We start from the raw sequence: 15250 nt of genomic DNA on the forward strand, positions 1-15250 counted from the left end.
GAATAATTTACAAATAGGATGTATGATAGTAAAAGCTATTACATGGCTTGATAAGGAAATTGGTGAAGTAGAGGTTATCGTAGAAGATGAAAAATATGAAATTGAATGTTTTTTTATCTTTTTAAAAAGAAAAAATAGGAGTTCATTCATATGGAATTAGGTAAATTTAATTTTAAAAATAGAGGTCAGTCGCTAGCAGAATTGGGTGTTGCAAGTTATGCATATACATATCAAGATATGTTGGCCTATATAGACTGGATAGAATCAAAAAAGTTTGTTATTCTTGGTGGAGATGTGTATTCAAGACAAGGTGATATGTTTGATTTAACTTATGATAGCTGGTATTATTCTCCTAAAAATAATGATAGCGATTCATTCCAGTCTATTTCTGTGGCAAAAGATTATATCAACCAGTATGTAGATAGCAATGGAGGAAATTTTTATTTTACAGTAGTTACTTCAGAATAGATGGAATTGATAGTAAAGTAAAATTGCTCAGTGCAAATAGAAGTCGTAGAGTTATAAAAACGAGCAAAACAGAAAAGGGATTAATCTCAGTGAATTTAACTTATAGAGAGGAAATTATTGGGAAAATAGAGCTGGAGATGTTATTTATAAAATGAGTTGAAAAATGATTATGGAAGTGTCAACTTAACTAAAACAGAATTAGCAATTATTCAAGGAAGGAGATTAAAGTGACGATAGAAACAGAATTGAAAAAAATTAGTAAAAGTTTATCTTTAATAAATGACAGCCAAACCTCCAATAAGATATCTTCTACTAATTTAGAAAATATAGATGATATTTTAAATAATTATTTACCCCTTCATTTAAAATGGATAGAGAAGGGAAATTCTTGGGTTATTGAGTCATTAAGTGAAAATCATCAATTAGATAGACAAGCATTTTCTCAATTACTTGTAGGTGTTAGAAACTTATATCTTGATTTAGAAGAACTTCAAGATTTGCTTATTGAAGTATCAAATGAAATAGATGAAAAGTAGATATTTAAAAACGTTAAAACTGAATAATGTAGGTATAAATGAAATTAGAAAAGGTGAATGTATATAAACGAATAACAAAATTAGAGAGAATATATTTTAATGTTTACTTCTAAGTTTTTTAGTTGTTTTTAAATATTATTTATATTTCCTTTATTGCCAGTTTTACTTTATAATAGAATCAATCTAAGAATCTTAAACTTTGATAGAGGAGTAAGGAGATAAAAACATGGCATACACACAAGAAGATTTCCAGGAATGGATTTTTCAGATTGGATTTAAGATGGACTATTTCACAAGGGAGTTTGCGGAGAAAGAAGGGCTAAATTTAGACTATAGCATGCAGTCTTTGGATGATTTGGAGGCTTGGATCTTAGCTCACTACGAAGACCACCATGCTTTGATAGCAGACCACAAGATGTTGGATTATTTGACCGTTTATATCGGCGAAACCTTTCGCAAACACCTAGGAGGAAAATGGTTTATTGACCTTAAAAATAAAAAGAACGTCTATTATTCTATGCCTGTATTGACTGATCCATCCTATAGAGGAGTGGTATACAAAGCACCATTGACTTATGCAACAGCTTGTATCAGTAGAAAAGATGGTCAGTATATTAGCAGGATATTGAAAAATAATCTCGAAAATCAGGTGAAATAGTCTTTAATTTTTTCTATTTTTCTTTCAAATATAAGAATGGTTTGCTCAAAAGATTCATTTTTTCATGACATCTGGAAACTTATGAAATAGCCTCATGTAAAGTGTATGAAATGGTTTACTTTTTTTCAGAAATAAGCTATACTATATAAAGTAAACTGTGATAAAATGGAGGTATTGTCTATGGTTGACAAGAGAGTCATCGAAGAAATCAAAAACAATACCAATATTGTCGAAATCATAGGAGAAGTGATTTCTTTACAAAAATCTGGACGGAACTTTTTGGGGCTCTGTCCTTTTCATGGTGAAAAGACCCCTTCCTTTAACGTGGTCGAAGATAAGCAGTTTTACCACTGTTTTGGTTGTGGTCGTTCTGGAGACGTCTTTAAGTTTATAGAGGAGTATCAACAAGTAACTTTTGCGGATGCAGTAAGGATGTTGGGCGAACGTCTCGGAATACACCTTGAAGCTCCTGCACATAAGCCTGTCCCACACACGTCACCCCATCAAAATCTCTACGATATGCATGACAAGGCTGCACGATTTTATCATGCTATTCTCATGACGACGAAGATGGGTGAGGAAGCGAGAAACTATCTCTATAAACGTGGCTTGACTGATGATGTCATTAAACATTTTATGATTGGTTTAGCCCCTGCTGAACGTTCTTATCTCTACCAACGTTTAGCTGATGATTATAGCGAAAAGGACTTGCTGGATTCGGGTCTGTTTTATCTTTCTGAGAGTAATCAATTCTTTGATACCTTCCATAACCGGATTATATTTCCACTCTCTAACGATCAAGGTAAGGTAATTGCTTTCTCTGGACGGATTTGGCAAGAGACAGATTCTCAAACTGCCAAGTATAAAAATAGTCGAGCGACGGAGATTTTTAACAAGAGTTACGAATTATATCATTTGGATAGGGTAAAAAAAGGCTCAGGTAAAGCTCCTGAAATTTATCTGATGGAAGGTTTTATGGATGTCATTGCAGCCTACCGTGCTGGTATTGAAAATGCAGTAGCTTCCATGGGAACGGCCTTGACTGCTGAACATGTCGAACATCTCAAACGCTTTACTAAAAAAGTGATTATCACTTATGATGGTGATAAGGCAGGACAAGCAGCAACTGCTAAAGCACTAGAGGAATTGGGAGATTTACCTGTTCAAATTGTCCAGATTCCTGATGCAATGGATCCTGATGAGTATTTACAAAAGAATTCTCCAGAGGATTTGGCTTATCTTTTATCAAATACTCGAATCAGTCCGATTGAGTTTTATATTCATCATTACAAACCTAGTAATAGTGAAAATCTCCAAGCGCAGATTGAGTTCATTGAGAAAATTGCACCTCTTATCGTCAAAGAACCTTCTATCACAGCCCAGAACACCTATATTCATTTGTTGACGGATCATTTACCATCTTTTGATTATCAACAAGTTGAGCACATTATCAACGAAAGTCGTGTCAGACAAAGACAAGAAAAAGTGAAGCAGGTTGTTAATCCGACACCAATTACTATGTCGGTTTCTAAACAATTGACGGCAGTCATGAGAGCTGAAGCACATATTCTTTATCGTATGATGGAGCACCCCCTTGTGTTGAATGATTATCGTTTGAGAGATGGTTTTGTATTTGAAACTCCAGAGTTTCAGACCTTGTATGGACTCTTGATTGATAATGGTTCGATTTCTTCTGAAGATTTGGCAAATCAGACTAGAGAAGTGGAAAATGCTTGGTACCAAGTGTTAGCCTTGGATCTACCTTCTGAGATGTCTCCAGAAGAACTAAAGGAAGTGGAAGAGTCTCGTAATCGTGCTCTTTTGAATCAACAAAACTTGCAAATTAAAAAGAAAGTTCAGGAAGCTAGTCATGTAGGCGACACAGATGCTGCTTTAGAAGAGCTTGAACGCTTAATTGCCCAAAAAAGAAGAATGGAGTAAGAATGGCAAAAAAACAAAAAGAAGTAACAACTTTTGATGTCCAAGTTGCAGAATTTATTCGTAACCATAAGAAAACTGGTACTGCGACAGATGATGAAATTAACAATGTCCTTGTAATTCCTTTTGCTCTTGATGTAGAAGGCATTGAGAATCTTTTGCAACGGATTCAAGATGCAGGTATTTCAATCACTGATAACGAAGGAAATCCGAGTGAACGTGTCTTAAGTACAGAGGAAGAACCAGAACTTAGCGATGAAGACTTAATTGGTTCAACATCTGCCAAAGTCAATGACCCTGTTCGTATGTACTTGAAGGAAATTGGTGTCGTACCTCTTCTTACTAACGAAGAAGAAAAAGAATTAGCTCTTGCTGTTGAAGCAGGAGATGTTGAAGCGAAACAACGTCTAGCAGAGGCTAACCTTCGTTTGGTAGTCTCTATCGCGAAACGCTATGTTGGACGTGGTATGCAATTCCTTGACTTGATTCAAGAAGGAAATATGGGATTGATGAAGGCCGTTGATAAGTTTGACTACTCTAAAGGATTCAAATTCTCAACTTATGCAACTTGGTGGATTCGTCAGGCTATTACGCGTGCCATTGCTGACCAAGCTCGTACCATCCGTATCCCAGTTCACATGGTTGAAACTATCAATAAATTGGTTCGTGAGCAACGTAATCTTCTTCAAGAATATGGACAAGAACCAACTCCTGAACAAATTGCCGAGAAAATGGATATGACCCCTGACAAGGTTCGTGAAATTTTAAAGATTGCGCAAGAACCAGTTTCTCTTGAAACACCTATTGGTGAAGAGGACGATAGTCATCTTGGTGACTTTATCGAGGACGAAGTGATTGAAAATCCAGTGGACTACACCACTCGTATCGTCTTGCGTGAGCAGTTGGATGAAGTTCTTGACACCTTGACTGACCGTGAAGAAAATGTATTACGTCTTCGTTTTGGTCTAGATGACGGTAAAATGCGTACTCTAGAAGATGTTGGTAAAGTCTTCAACGTTACTCGTGAGCGTATTCGTCAGATTGAGGCAAAAGCATTGAGAAAACTTCGCCAGCCTAGTCGTAGTAAACCACTTCGTGACTTTATCGAAGATTAAAATTGGAGGATTACACATGGCTTATACAGAAGAGCAAATTGAAACTATCAAAACGAAAATCTTATCTGCTCTAGAAGAAGTTATCGACCCAGAATTAGGAATCGATATCGTCAACCTAGGTCTGATTTATGAAATTCGATTTGATGGTGATACCGGTGATACTGAGATTGATATGACCTTAACGACTATGGGTTGTCCATTAGCAGACCTCTTGACCGATCAAATTTATGATGCTATGACAGATGTACCAGAGGTTACTAACGTTGAAGTGAAATTAGTTTGGTATCCAGCTTGGACGGTTGAAAAAATGAGTCGCTATGCACGTATCGCTTTAGGTATTAAATAGAATGATATAAAAAAAGAAATAGTATAAGTGTTAGGAAATTCCCTAGCTTTTATGCTATCTCTTTTTTAATTTGCTGATTTTCTTTCAATAAAATGATATAATGGATAGTATGGAAAAAGAGAAATTACGCATCAACATGCTAAGTTCGAGTGAAAAGGTAGCAGGACAAGGTGTTTCTGGAGCTTACCGTGAACTTGTGCAACTTTTGAAACGTGATGCGAAAGACCAACTAATTGTAACGGAGAATCTTCCTGTAGAAGCTGATGTTACTCATTTTCATACAATCGACCTTCCTTATTATCTGTCAACTTTTCAAAAGAAGCGTTCGGGTCGTAGGGTTGGTTATGTCCACTTCTTGCCTGACACCTTAGAAGGTAGTTTGAAAATTCCGTTCTTCTTAAAAGGGATTGTTAAACGCTACGTATTTTCTTTTTATGACCGTATGGAACACTTGGTTGTGGTTAATCCTACTTTTATCGAAGATTTGGTTGCAGCTGGTATTCCTCGTGAAAAGGTGACCTATATTCCTAACTTTGTTAACAAAGAAAAATGGCACCCACTTTCTGCAGAAAAAGTAAGTCAACTTCGACAAGATATGGGGTTGAGTGAAAATCAATTTGTAGTAGTAGGAGCTGGGCAGGTTCAGAAGCGTAAGGGAATCGATGATTTCATCACTCTTGCTGAGGAACTACCGGATATCACCTTTATTTGGGCTGGAGGCTTCTCATTTGGTGGGATTACAGATGGTTATGAACGCTATAAAAAAATCATGGATAATCCTCCAGAAAATCTGATTTTCCCTGGAATTGTTGAGCCAGAACGGATGAGAGAACTGTATGCTTTGGCAGATTTGTTCTTACTTCCTAGCTATAATGAGCTATTTCCGATGACTATTCTAGAAGCTGCGAGTTGTGAAGCTCCCATTATGCTTCGGGACTTAGATCTTTATAAGGTGATTCTAGAAGGAAATTATAGACCAACCACTGATGTGGAAGAGATGAAACACGCTATTATGGAATATAGAGAGCATCCAGAAGCTTTGAAAGAGTTAAGAGAAAAGGCCAAGGCTATTTCAAGAGAATACTCAGAGGAGCATCTCCTTGAAATATGGCTAAAATTCTATCGGGAGCAAGCGGCTTTAGGAAAAAAATGAGGTAGTATATGCGAATTGGATTATTTACAGATACTTATTTCCCACAGGTTTCGGGTGTTGCAACCAGTATTCGAACCTTAAAAACAGAGCTTGAAAAGCAAGGGCATGCAGTCTTTATCTTCACGACAACTGATAAAGATGTCAATCGCTATGAAGATTGGCAGATCATTCGAATTCCTAGTGTTCCTTTCTTTGCCTTTAAAGACCGTCGTTTCGCTTACCGTGGATTTACGAAAGCTCTTGAGATTGCTAAACAATACAAACTCGATATTATTCATACCCAGACTGAGTTTTCTCTTGGTTTATTGGGAATTTGGATTGCTCGAGAATTGAAAATTCCAGTCATTCATACATATCATACCCAGTACGAGGATTATGTTCACTATATTGCTAAGGGAATGTTGATTCGTCCAAGTATGGTCAAATATCTTGTTCGAGGTTTTTTGCATGATGTTGACGGGGTTATATGTCCGAGTGAAATTGTGCGCGATCTTTTATCTGATTATAAGGTAAAAGTTGAAAAGCGTGTTATTCCTACTGGAATTGAACTTACCAAATTTGAACGCCCTGAGATTGGTCCTGAACACATTAGTGACTTAAGGGATAAACTAGGGATCCAACAAGACGAAAAGATGCTTCTAAGTCTTTCTCGAGTTTCTTACGAGAAGAATATTCAAGCTGTTGTTAAAGCCTTACCAGATGTCCTAAAAGAAGCACCAAATGTTAAACTGGTTGTAGCTGGAGATGGACCTTATTTAGACAATCTTAAGGAGCAAGCAGAAGATTTAAAAATTCAAGATTCTGTTATCTTTACAGGTATGATTCCGCCAAATGAGACGGCACTTTATTATAAGGCAGCTGATTTCTTCATATCGGCTTCTACAAGTGAGACTCAGGGATTGACTTATCTGGAAAGTTTAGCTAGTAAGACACCTGTTATTGCCCATGGTAATCCATATTTGGATAATCTCATTAATGATAAAATGTTCGGAACTCTTTATTATGAGGAAAGGGACTTGGCAGGAGCTATTCTTGAGGCTTTACTTGCTACACCGTCAATGGATGAAAAACACTTGGCTGAAAAATTATATGAAATTTCTGCTGAGAATTTTGGTAGAAGAGTCCATGAATTTTATCTAGACGTCATTATTTCAAATAATTTTGCCAAAGAAACAGGAGCTGACGAACCTGTTACAAAACGTATTTTAAAGACAGTCTTCTATATTCCGCAACAGGCTGTTACTATGCCAGTTAAAGGTTCGAAGCGTATGCTTAAAGCATCTAGAAAACAATTAAGAAATTTAAGAAAATATTTAAATGATTAATCAAATCAAAGAAAGGAAATAAAAATATGCAAAAGAAATTTATGAGAAGTGGTAGAGATCAAAAAATCGGTGGTGTATGCGCTGGTTTAGCACATTATTTTGATATTGACCCTACAATCGTACGTGTTATTTGGGGAGTTTTGGCTTTCTGTTATGGCGCAGGACTTATTGCTTACTTGATCTTGTGGGCAATCGCTCCTGTATCTGATGAGTATTAATATTAGAGTATTAGAGTAAAGGAGAAAACATGGCATTCGGTGATAATGGTAAACGTAAAAAAACATTCTTTGAAAAACTTACAATGTTTGTCGTATTAATCATGTTGTTTGTTACTTTAGCCGGTATTTTTGCAACTGCAATTGGTGTATTTAGTAGATTTTAAAATACTAGTTAGAGGATCAAATTGTATTAGTTGGTGACTGGGATTTTCCCAGCCCTTTTTAAAGTGAGAAAAGAATATGAGTATGTTTTTAGACACAGCCAAGATTAAAGTAAAGGCTGGTAATGGTGGCGATGGCATGGTTGCCTTTCGTCGTGAAAAATACGTCCCTAATGGTGGACCATGGGGCGGTGATGGGGGACGTGGTGGTAACGTTGTTTTCGTTGTAGACGAAGGTTTACGTACCCTTATGGACTTCCGTTACAATCGTCATTTCAAGGCCCAATCAGGTGAAAAAGGGATGACAAAAGGAATGCATGGCCGAGGGGCAGAAGACTTGATTGTCCGTGTACCTCAAGGGACAACCGTGCGTGATGCAGAGACTGGGAAAGTTCTCACTGATTTGATAGAGAACGGACAAGAGTTCATCGTGGCTCACGGTGGTCGTGGTGGTCGAGGAAATATCCGTTTTGCAACACCTAAAAATCCTGCGCCAGAAATCTCAGAAAACGGAGAACCTGGTCAAGAACGTGAATTACAGTTAGAACTTAAAATCCTTGCGGATGTAGGTTTGGTTGGATTCCCATCTGTTGGTAAATCAACACTCCTTAGCGTGATTACCTCTGCTAAGCCAAAAATTGGTGCCTACCACTTTACGACAATTGTACCAAATCTTGGTATGGTTCGTACTCAGTCCGGTGAATCCTTTGCCGTTGCAGACCTTCCTGGATTGATTGAAGGTGCTAGCCAAGGTGTTGGTTTGGGGACCCAGTTCCTTCGCCATATCGAGCGTACTCGCGTTATTCTTCATATCATTGACATGTCAGCTAGTGAAGGACGTGATCCTTATGAGGACTATTTAGCAATCAATAAGGAACTTGAATCTTATAACCTTCGTCTTATGGAGCGTCCACAGATTATTGTTGCCAATAAAATGGATATGCCTGAGAGTCAAGAAAACCTTGAAGAATTCAAGAAAAAATTGGCTGCTAATTATGATGAATTTGAAGAATTACCACCAATCTTCCCAATTTCAGGTTTGACTAAGCAAGGTCTTGCACCTTTATTAGATGCAACAGCTGAGCTTCTTGATAAAACGCCAGAATTCCTCCTTTATGATGAGTCAGAAATGGAAGAAGAAGTTTATTATGGCTTTGATGAAGAAGAAAAACCATTTGAGATTGGTCGTGACGATGATGCAACTTGGGTTCTTTCAGGTGAAAAACTCATGAAACTCTTTAACATGACTAACTTTGACCGTGATGAGTCTGTCATGAAATTTGCACGTCAGTTGCGTGGTATGGGAGTTGATGAAGCTCTTCGTGCTCGTGGTGCTAAGGACGGCGACCTTGTCCGTATTGGAAAATTTGAGTTTGAGTTTGTAGACTAGGAGATAGCTATGGGTGATAAACCAATATCTTTCCGAGATGCTGATGGAAATTTTGTTTCTGCTGCAGACGTCTGGAATGAAAAGAAATTAGAAGAACTTTTTAATCGCCTCAATCCCAATCGTTCATTGAGACTTGCGAGAATGAAGAAACAAGCCGAAGAAAAAAAATAAGAATAAAAGAACCCGTGATGCAAATATCACGGGTTTTCTGGTTTACTAACTATTTTTGATATGGGATTTCAAGACTAGATTGCGCAAGGTCTACTGTTAATTGATAATCAGTATTGTCACGGACAGTAATTTCAAAGTCAGTAGTATAAAGAACGAGTCGGATTGTATCGTCTTTTCTTAGTTTATAAATAGTTGGTTGGAGTTCAAATTGGAATTCCATCCATTCATCTGGTATAACTTCTTCAATTTTCAATAAATCATGACGATTTTGGAGGTTGAGGTAGCCTTTGGTAATAACACGTTGGGCATTTGGGCTAAATGGTAGCTCGCAAAGGTTTTCCAGCATATGGTAACGACCATTATCAATAGTACGAGCAGCCAAGACTCCAGGATAAGGTTGAAAGTATTTCTTTTGACCAAGTTCGAGAAGTTGAGCAGAGAGAAGACCTTTATTGGTACTTGACTTGAGACGAAGGTTTAGTTTAACACGACCATTGATATGAAGATCTTCAGTCACTGGAAGATCAATGGTAATCTGATTGACCTTACCTTGATAAAGTTCATTGTTAAAGGTTTGGTAGGTCTTTCCAAAACGTTCAAAGTCAGAATCTTGGTAATGGTTTTCAATGACAGCTTCGTCAGTACCTAAAGAGAAAGTTTTATGTTCAGTTTGATTTCCAAAATCTTCAAGTGACAGCCATGTTTGAAGAGCAGTATTGTCTTGCCAAACGACTCTTGGAAGTTGGTAGTCAGTGCTTTGACCCAATAATTTCTGTGTCAAAAGGGCATTCATAGATTCACGGAAATCAATAGACTGCCAGTTGTTCATATAAACATGGGCGCCGTTATGGTAAAAGAGATGCTTTTTAATATTGCTTGGAAGAGCATTGAACATTTGATAGACATGAAGTGGTTTTACATTCCAGTCTTGTGAACCGTGAGTAAAGACAACTTCAGCCTTAACCTTTTTAGCATTAAGAAGGTAGTTTCTGTCATGCCAAAATTGGTTATAATCGCCCGTTTTACGGTCTAGATTTTTCTTGAGTTCTTCTATGGATGCTTGATGAGCCTCGTTTCCACGAATAAAGTCACCAGCTAAGAGATTACGAGAATAAGTTAATTCATCTAATGAATCGAAGTCCTCTCCAGGATAGCCACCTGGGCTTGTCACAAGACCATTTTCACGGTAATAGTTGTACCATGATGAGATACCTGCTTCAGCAATAATGACTTCTAAGCCATCAACTCCTGTAGTAGCAAGACCGTTAGACATTGTTCCTAGGTAAGAAAGACCAGTAGTTGCCACTTTACCATTTGACCAATCAGCTTTAACTTGACGTTTACGACTATGATCCGTAAAGGCACGACAACGACCATTTAGCCAATCGATAACATTCTTATAAGCTTCAACTTGGCGGTAATCTCCGTTGGTCATTAAACCTTGAGAATCTTTGGTACCAATACCTGATACGTAGATATTGGCAAATCCTCTTGGAAGGAAGTAGTCGTTAAGTGTGTAGCTGCTATTGATATGAGTGAGTTTTTCTTCAGCTTCAGAAACAAGTTCAGCATCCCCAACAGGTTCAACCAAGTCCAGGGTTGGATTTTCTAACGTAATTTCATGTGGTTCCTTGACTTCTAGTTCGGCTTCCATCTTATAGAGAGCCTTATCGCTTGTTTTGTCATTGGTTCCTTGATGGTATGGACTTGCTGTCATGACAGCTGGAATCTTTCCATTGTATGCTGGACGAATGATATTTACCTTGATGAGGTCAGGTAGACCATCTTTATCAGAATCAACACGAGTCTCTACATAAACTACTTCACGAATGACATTGTTAGTATTGAAGGTTGCCAAACTTTTGCCATTGAAGTAGTGATAGTTATTGTCCTCAGGAATAAGACCATCACTAACTAACTGATCGATAAGGGTGTTCCCTTTTTTAGTGCGTGTATTTAAAAGCTGGTAGAGATTGTCGATTAAATCTCCGTAAACGATCGGAAACGCTGTTTCTTTGTGAAAAGCAAGACCATCTTCAAAGTCAATAAAGTAACTGAATCCAAGCAATTGAAAGGCAACAGTGTAGAAAATTTCTGCTGTCAATTCACGGTCCGAATTGAAGAAAGTGAGTAAATCTGTTTCTTTATCAACTGCTAAAGTAGTGAGGGGATAATCCGTATTTTTATAATTGAAAAAACAAGTTCTAACAAAAGCTTCAAACTGTTCTTTTTCTGAAGTTGAAAGATCAAGCTTGAATCCAAGCTCAGATAATTCCTGTAAAGCTTGTTGGTTTGTAACGGGATAATAACTAAATTGATTAAAACGCATGGATATCTCCTTTTAAAGAATCATTCAAGACTCATTATATCAAAAAATCATAGAAAATAACAGAAAGAGTAGAGTTTGTCTGATAGTCAGGCATGATAAGATAGTCGATACTAAAACAAGGACAATTTTCATTTTTTGAGTATCCTATAAGGATATGCTATACTAGATATATGTTAGATTTGCAGAAATACGGCGTGACTATGTGGGAAGATGAGAAAATTCTCTCTTTCCGTCAAAAACTTTTAGCCTGGTATGATGAAAATAAGCGGGACTTACCTTGGAGAAGAAGTAAAAATCCCTACCATATCTGGGTATCTGAAATCATGTTGCAGCAGACCAGAGTTGATACAGTTATTCCCTATTATGAACGTTTTTTAGAAAGCTTTCCGACTGTAGAGAGTTTAGCTAATGCACCTGAAGAACGCTTATTAAAGGCATGGGAAGGTCTTGGATATTATTCCCGTGTTCGCAATATGCAAACTGCTGCTCAGCAGATTATGAATGAATTTAATGGAGAATTTCCTTCAACTTACGAAGGTATTTCAAGCTTGAAAGGGATAGGTCCCTATACAGCTGGAGCTATTTCAAGTATTGCCTTTAATCTAGCACAGCCTGCAGTTGATGGGAATGTCATGCGTGTTTTGGCTCGTTTATTTGAAGTCAATCACGACATTGGTAATCCAAGTAATCGCAAGATATTTCAAGCCATGATGGAAATTTTGATTGATCCAGAACGTCCAGGTGATTTCAATCAAGCATTGATGGATTTGGGTTCAGATATTGAGGCACCCGTTAATCCGAGGCCAGAAGATAGTCCGGTTAAAGATTTTAGTGCTGCCTATCAAAATGGAACAATGGACCGCTATCCTATTAAAGCGCCAAAGAAAAAGCCAGTTCCTGTCTATCTTAATGCTTTAGTTGTTCAAAATGCTAAAGGACAGTTTTTACTAGAAAAGAATGAAAGTGAAAAGTTACTTGCTGGATTTTGGCATTTTCCCTTGATTGAGGTAGATGAATTTTCAAAAAATGAAGAACTAAATCTCTTTAATCAGGTAGCTGAACCATCTATTCAACTTGGGCCATCACCGCAAGAAAGTTTTGAGCAGGATTATGATTTAGAAGTTGAGTGGCAGGATAGTCATTTCGAAGAAGTCAAACATATCTTTAGCCATCGAAAGTGGCATGTACGAATCCTATCCGGGCAAGTTCATGATAGTAAAGAATATTGTGATAAAGAGGTAGTATGGTTAACTCCTGAAGAGTTTAACCTCTATCCACTAGCAAAACCTCAACAAAAAATTTGGCAAGCATATTTAAAAAGATAGGATAATACCAGTCTTTCGTGTCTTCTTTGCATTTTTTTGGTATAATTGATATAAGGAAAAAGGTGACTATATGAAAAAAATATTGATTGTAGATGATGAAAAACCAATCTCAGATATTATTAAGTTTAATATGACCAAGGAAGGCTATGAAGTTGTTACAGCCTTTAATGGACGTGAAGCGATTGAACTGTTTGAAGCTGAAAAACCTGATATTATTATTTTGGACTTGATGCTTCCAGAAATTGATGGTCTTGAAGTTGCTAAAACGATTCGCAAGACAAGTAGTGTTCCAATTATCATGCTTTCAGCAAAAGATAGTGAGTTTGACAAGGTTATTGGTCTTGAACTTGGTGCGGATGATTATGTGACTAAGCCATTTTCAAACCGTGAGCTACAAGCGCGTGTTAAGGCTCTTCTTCGTCGTACGGAGTTAGTTGCAGTTGACAACCAAGAGGAAGATACTAAATTGCAAAGTCTTCAAATTAGAGATTTAGAGATTCTTCCAGATGCTTATGTAGCCAAAAAATATGGAGAAGAATTGGACTTAACTCACAGAGAGTTTGAGTTGTTGCATCACTTAGCTTCTCATCTTGGTCAAGTTATTACCCGTGAACATCTCCTTGAGACTGTTTGGGGTTATGATTATTTTGGTGATGTTCGTACTGTCGATGTTACCATTAGACGTCTCCGTGAGAAGATCGAAGATACACCAAGTAGACCTGAATATATCTTAACTCGTCGTGGTGTGGGTTATTATATGAGAAATAATGATTGATATAATTAAACAAACAATTTTAACCAGAGATTTCGTCTTTGTACTCATATTAATTGGTTTTATTATGCTTGTCAGCTTTCTCTTGCTTGAAGGCCGTAGGGATAATATTCGACTCAAACAGTTAAATCAAAAGATTAAAGATTTAATTGCTGGTGATTATTCTCAGGTATTAGATATGCAGGGGAATACTGAAATAACCAATATTACCAATAATCTAAATGATTTGTCTGAAGTTATTCGTCTAACTCAAGAAAACCTTGAGCAGGAAAGTAAAAGATTGCATAGTATCCTATCATACATGACTGATGGGGTTCTTGCAACCAATCGTCGTGGTCAAATCACTATGATTAATGATATGGCTAAAAGACAACTTGGAGTTGAAAGTGATGACGCGCTCAATCAGAACATTTTAGAGTTGCTCAAGATTGAAGATGAGTACGAGCTTAGAGACTTAATTACGCAAAGTCCTGAAATGATGATTTATTCCCAAAATGTAAATGGGGAGTATATCAGTCTGCGTGTGCGTTTTGCCTTGATTCGTAGAGAGTCTGGCTTTATCTCTGGTTTGGTAGCAGTTCTACATGATACGACTGAGCAAGAGAAAGAAGAACGCGAGAGAAGACTATTCGTTTCAAACGTTAGTCATGAATTGCGAACTCCATTGACCAGTGTAAAATCTTACCTAGAGGCCTTGGATGAGGGTGCATTATATGAACCTGTTGCTCCTGATTTTATCAAAGTATCTCTAAATGAGACCAACCGTATGATGCGAATGGTAACGGACCTCTTGCATCTTTCGCGTATTGATAATGCAACTAGCCATTTAGATGTTGAATTGATTAACTTTACAGCTTTCATTACGTTTATCCTAAACCGTTTCGATAAGATGCGATCTCAGGATCAAGAAAAGAAATACGAGTTGGTTCGAGATTATCCGATTACATCGGTCTGGATTGAAATTGATACAGACAAGATGACTCAGGTAATCGATAATATTCTTAACAATGCCATCAAGTATTCGCCTGATGGTGGAAAAATTACGGTTACTATGAAAACCACTGATGACCAGATGATTTTATCTATTTCGGACCAAGGACTTGGGATTCCTAAAGAAGATTTACCGAAGATTTTTGACCGTTTCTATAGGGTTGATAAGGCTAGAAGTCGTGCCCAAGGTGGGACTGGTTTAGGTCTTGCTATAGCAAAAGAAATCATCAAACAACACAATGGATTTATCTGGGCCAAGAGTGAATACGGTAAGGGTTCTACCTTTACCATTGTTCTTCCTTATGATAATGATGCTGTAAAAGAAGAAGTATGGGAGGATGAAGTAGAAGACTAG

16 protein-coding genes are annotated in these 15250 nt (G+C 37.3%); 15 read left to right on the forward strand and 1 reads right to left on the reverse strand.

Annotated elements, in window-relative coordinates:
* The first annotated feature begins 150 nt into the window (after positions 1-150).
* From imm40 to HMPREF9423_RS12300, 12 genes are all read left to right on the forward strand, one after another.
* Positions 151-468, forward strand: a complete 318-nt coding sequence (gene imm40, locus HMPREF9423_RS05860; protein ID WP_006148418.1) for an Imm40 family immunity protein — start codon at positions 151-153, stop codon at positions 466-468.
* 227 nt (positions 469-695) lie between these two features.
* Positions 696-1004, forward strand: a complete 309-nt coding sequence (locus HMPREF9423_RS05865; RefSeq protein ID WP_006148419.1) for a hypothetical protein — start codon at positions 696-698, stop codon at positions 1002-1004.
* Between the two features lie 226 nt (positions 1005-1230).
* Positions 1231-1662: a hypothetical protein gene (locus HMPREF9423_RS05870; RefSeq protein WP_006148420.1), complete on the forward strand. Its 432-nt coding sequence runs from the start codon at positions 1231-1233 to the stop codon at positions 1660-1662.
* A gap of 180 nt (positions 1663-1842) precedes the next feature.
* Positions 1843-3603 carry a DNA primase gene (gene dnaG, locus HMPREF9423_RS05875; RefSeq protein ID WP_006155836.1) on the forward strand — a complete coding sequence of 587 codons (1761 nt, stop codon included), beginning with the start codon at positions 1843-1845 and terminating at the stop codon, positions 3601-3603.
* Between the two features lie 2 nt (positions 3604-3605).
* Entirely contained in the window at positions 3606-4715 is a 1110-nt protein-coding gene (gene rpoD, locus HMPREF9423_RS05880; RefSeq protein ID WP_006148422.1) for an RNA polymerase sigma factor RpoD, read from the forward strand.
* A gap of 16 nt (positions 4716-4731) precedes the next feature.
* A complete protein-coding gene (locus HMPREF9423_RS05885; protein ID WP_004252676.1) occupies positions 4732-5061 on the forward strand; it encodes a metal-sulfur cluster assembly factor in 330 nt (109 codons plus the stop codon).
* Positions 5062-5170: 109 nt separating this feature from the next.
* On the forward strand, positions 5171-6214 hold the full coding sequence (locus HMPREF9423_RS05890; RefSeq protein ID WP_006155833.1) for a glycosyltransferase family 4 protein: 1044 nt from the start codon (positions 5171-5173) through the stop codon (positions 6212-6214).
* Between the two features lie 8 nt (positions 6215-6222).
* A complete protein-coding gene (locus tag HMPREF9423_RS05895; protein WP_006148425.1) occupies positions 6223-7539 on the forward strand; it encodes a glycosyltransferase family 4 protein in 1317 nt (438 codons plus the stop codon).
* A 26-nt stretch (positions 7540-7565) separates the two neighbouring features.
* The gene (locus HMPREF9423_RS05900) at positions 7566-7757 is read left to right on the forward strand and encodes a PspC domain-containing protein (RefSeq protein WP_006148426.1); all 192 of its coding nucleotides are present in this window, start codon (positions 7566-7568) and stop codon (positions 7755-7757) included.
* 29 nt (positions 7758-7786) lie between these two features.
* The gene (locus tag HMPREF9423_RS11995; RefSeq protein ID WP_000863850.1) at positions 7787-7921 is read left to right on the forward strand and encodes a DUF4044 domain-containing protein; all 135 of its coding nucleotides are present in this window, start codon (positions 7787-7789) and stop codon (positions 7919-7921) included.
* A gap of 76 nt (positions 7922-7997) precedes the next feature.
* Positions 7998-9308, forward strand: coding sequence for a GTPase ObgE (gene obgE, locus HMPREF9423_RS05910; protein ID WP_006148427.1), 1311 nt, complete (start codon positions 7998-8000; stop codon positions 9306-9308).
* Positions 9309-9317: 9 nt separating this feature from the next.
* Positions 9318-9479: a hypothetical protein gene (locus tag HMPREF9423_RS12300; protein WP_006148428.1), complete on the forward strand. Its 162-nt coding sequence runs from the start codon at positions 9318-9320 to the stop codon at positions 9477-9479.
* Positions 9480-9528: 49 nt separating this feature from the next.
* On the opposite strand, the gene HMPREF9423_RS05920 is transcribed toward HMPREF9423_RS12300, so the two are convergent.
* Positions 9529-11808 (reverse strand): Xaa-Pro dipeptidyl-peptidase, encoded by a 2280-nt coding sequence (locus HMPREF9423_RS05920; RefSeq protein WP_006148429.1) that lies wholly within the window; start codon positions 11806-11808, stop codon positions 9529-9531.
* 170 nt (positions 11809-11978) lie between these two features.
* On the opposite strand from HMPREF9423_RS05920, the gene mutY reads away from it, so the two are divergent.
* The 3 genes from mutY (at position 11979) to vicK (ending at position 15250) form a co-directional block, all read left to right on the forward strand.
* Positions 11979-13133 carry an A/G-specific adenine glycosylase gene (gene mutY, locus HMPREF9423_RS05925; RefSeq protein WP_006148430.1) on the forward strand — a complete coding sequence of 385 codons (1155 nt, stop codon included), beginning with the start codon at positions 11979-11981 and terminating at the stop codon, positions 13131-13133.
* A gap of 70 nt (positions 13134-13203) precedes the next feature.
* Complete coding sequence (yycF, locus tag HMPREF9423_RS05930; protein WP_004252689.1) at positions 13204-13908, forward strand: response regulator YycF; 705 nt, start codon at positions 13204-13206, stop codon at positions 13906-13908.
* On the forward strand, positions 13901-15250 hold the full coding sequence (gene vicK / locus HMPREF9423_RS05935; protein ID WP_006148431.1) for a cell wall metabolism sensor histidine kinase VicK: 1350 nt from the start codon (positions 13901-13903) through the stop codon (positions 15248-15250). The genes yycF and vicK overlap by 8 nt, the downstream gene beginning before the upstream one ends.

The organism is Streptococcus infantis ATCC 700779, assembly GCF_000187465.1.
GTDB classification, from domain to species: domain Bacteria; phylum Bacillota; class Bacilli; order Lactobacillales; family Streptococcaceae; genus Streptococcus; species Streptococcus infantis.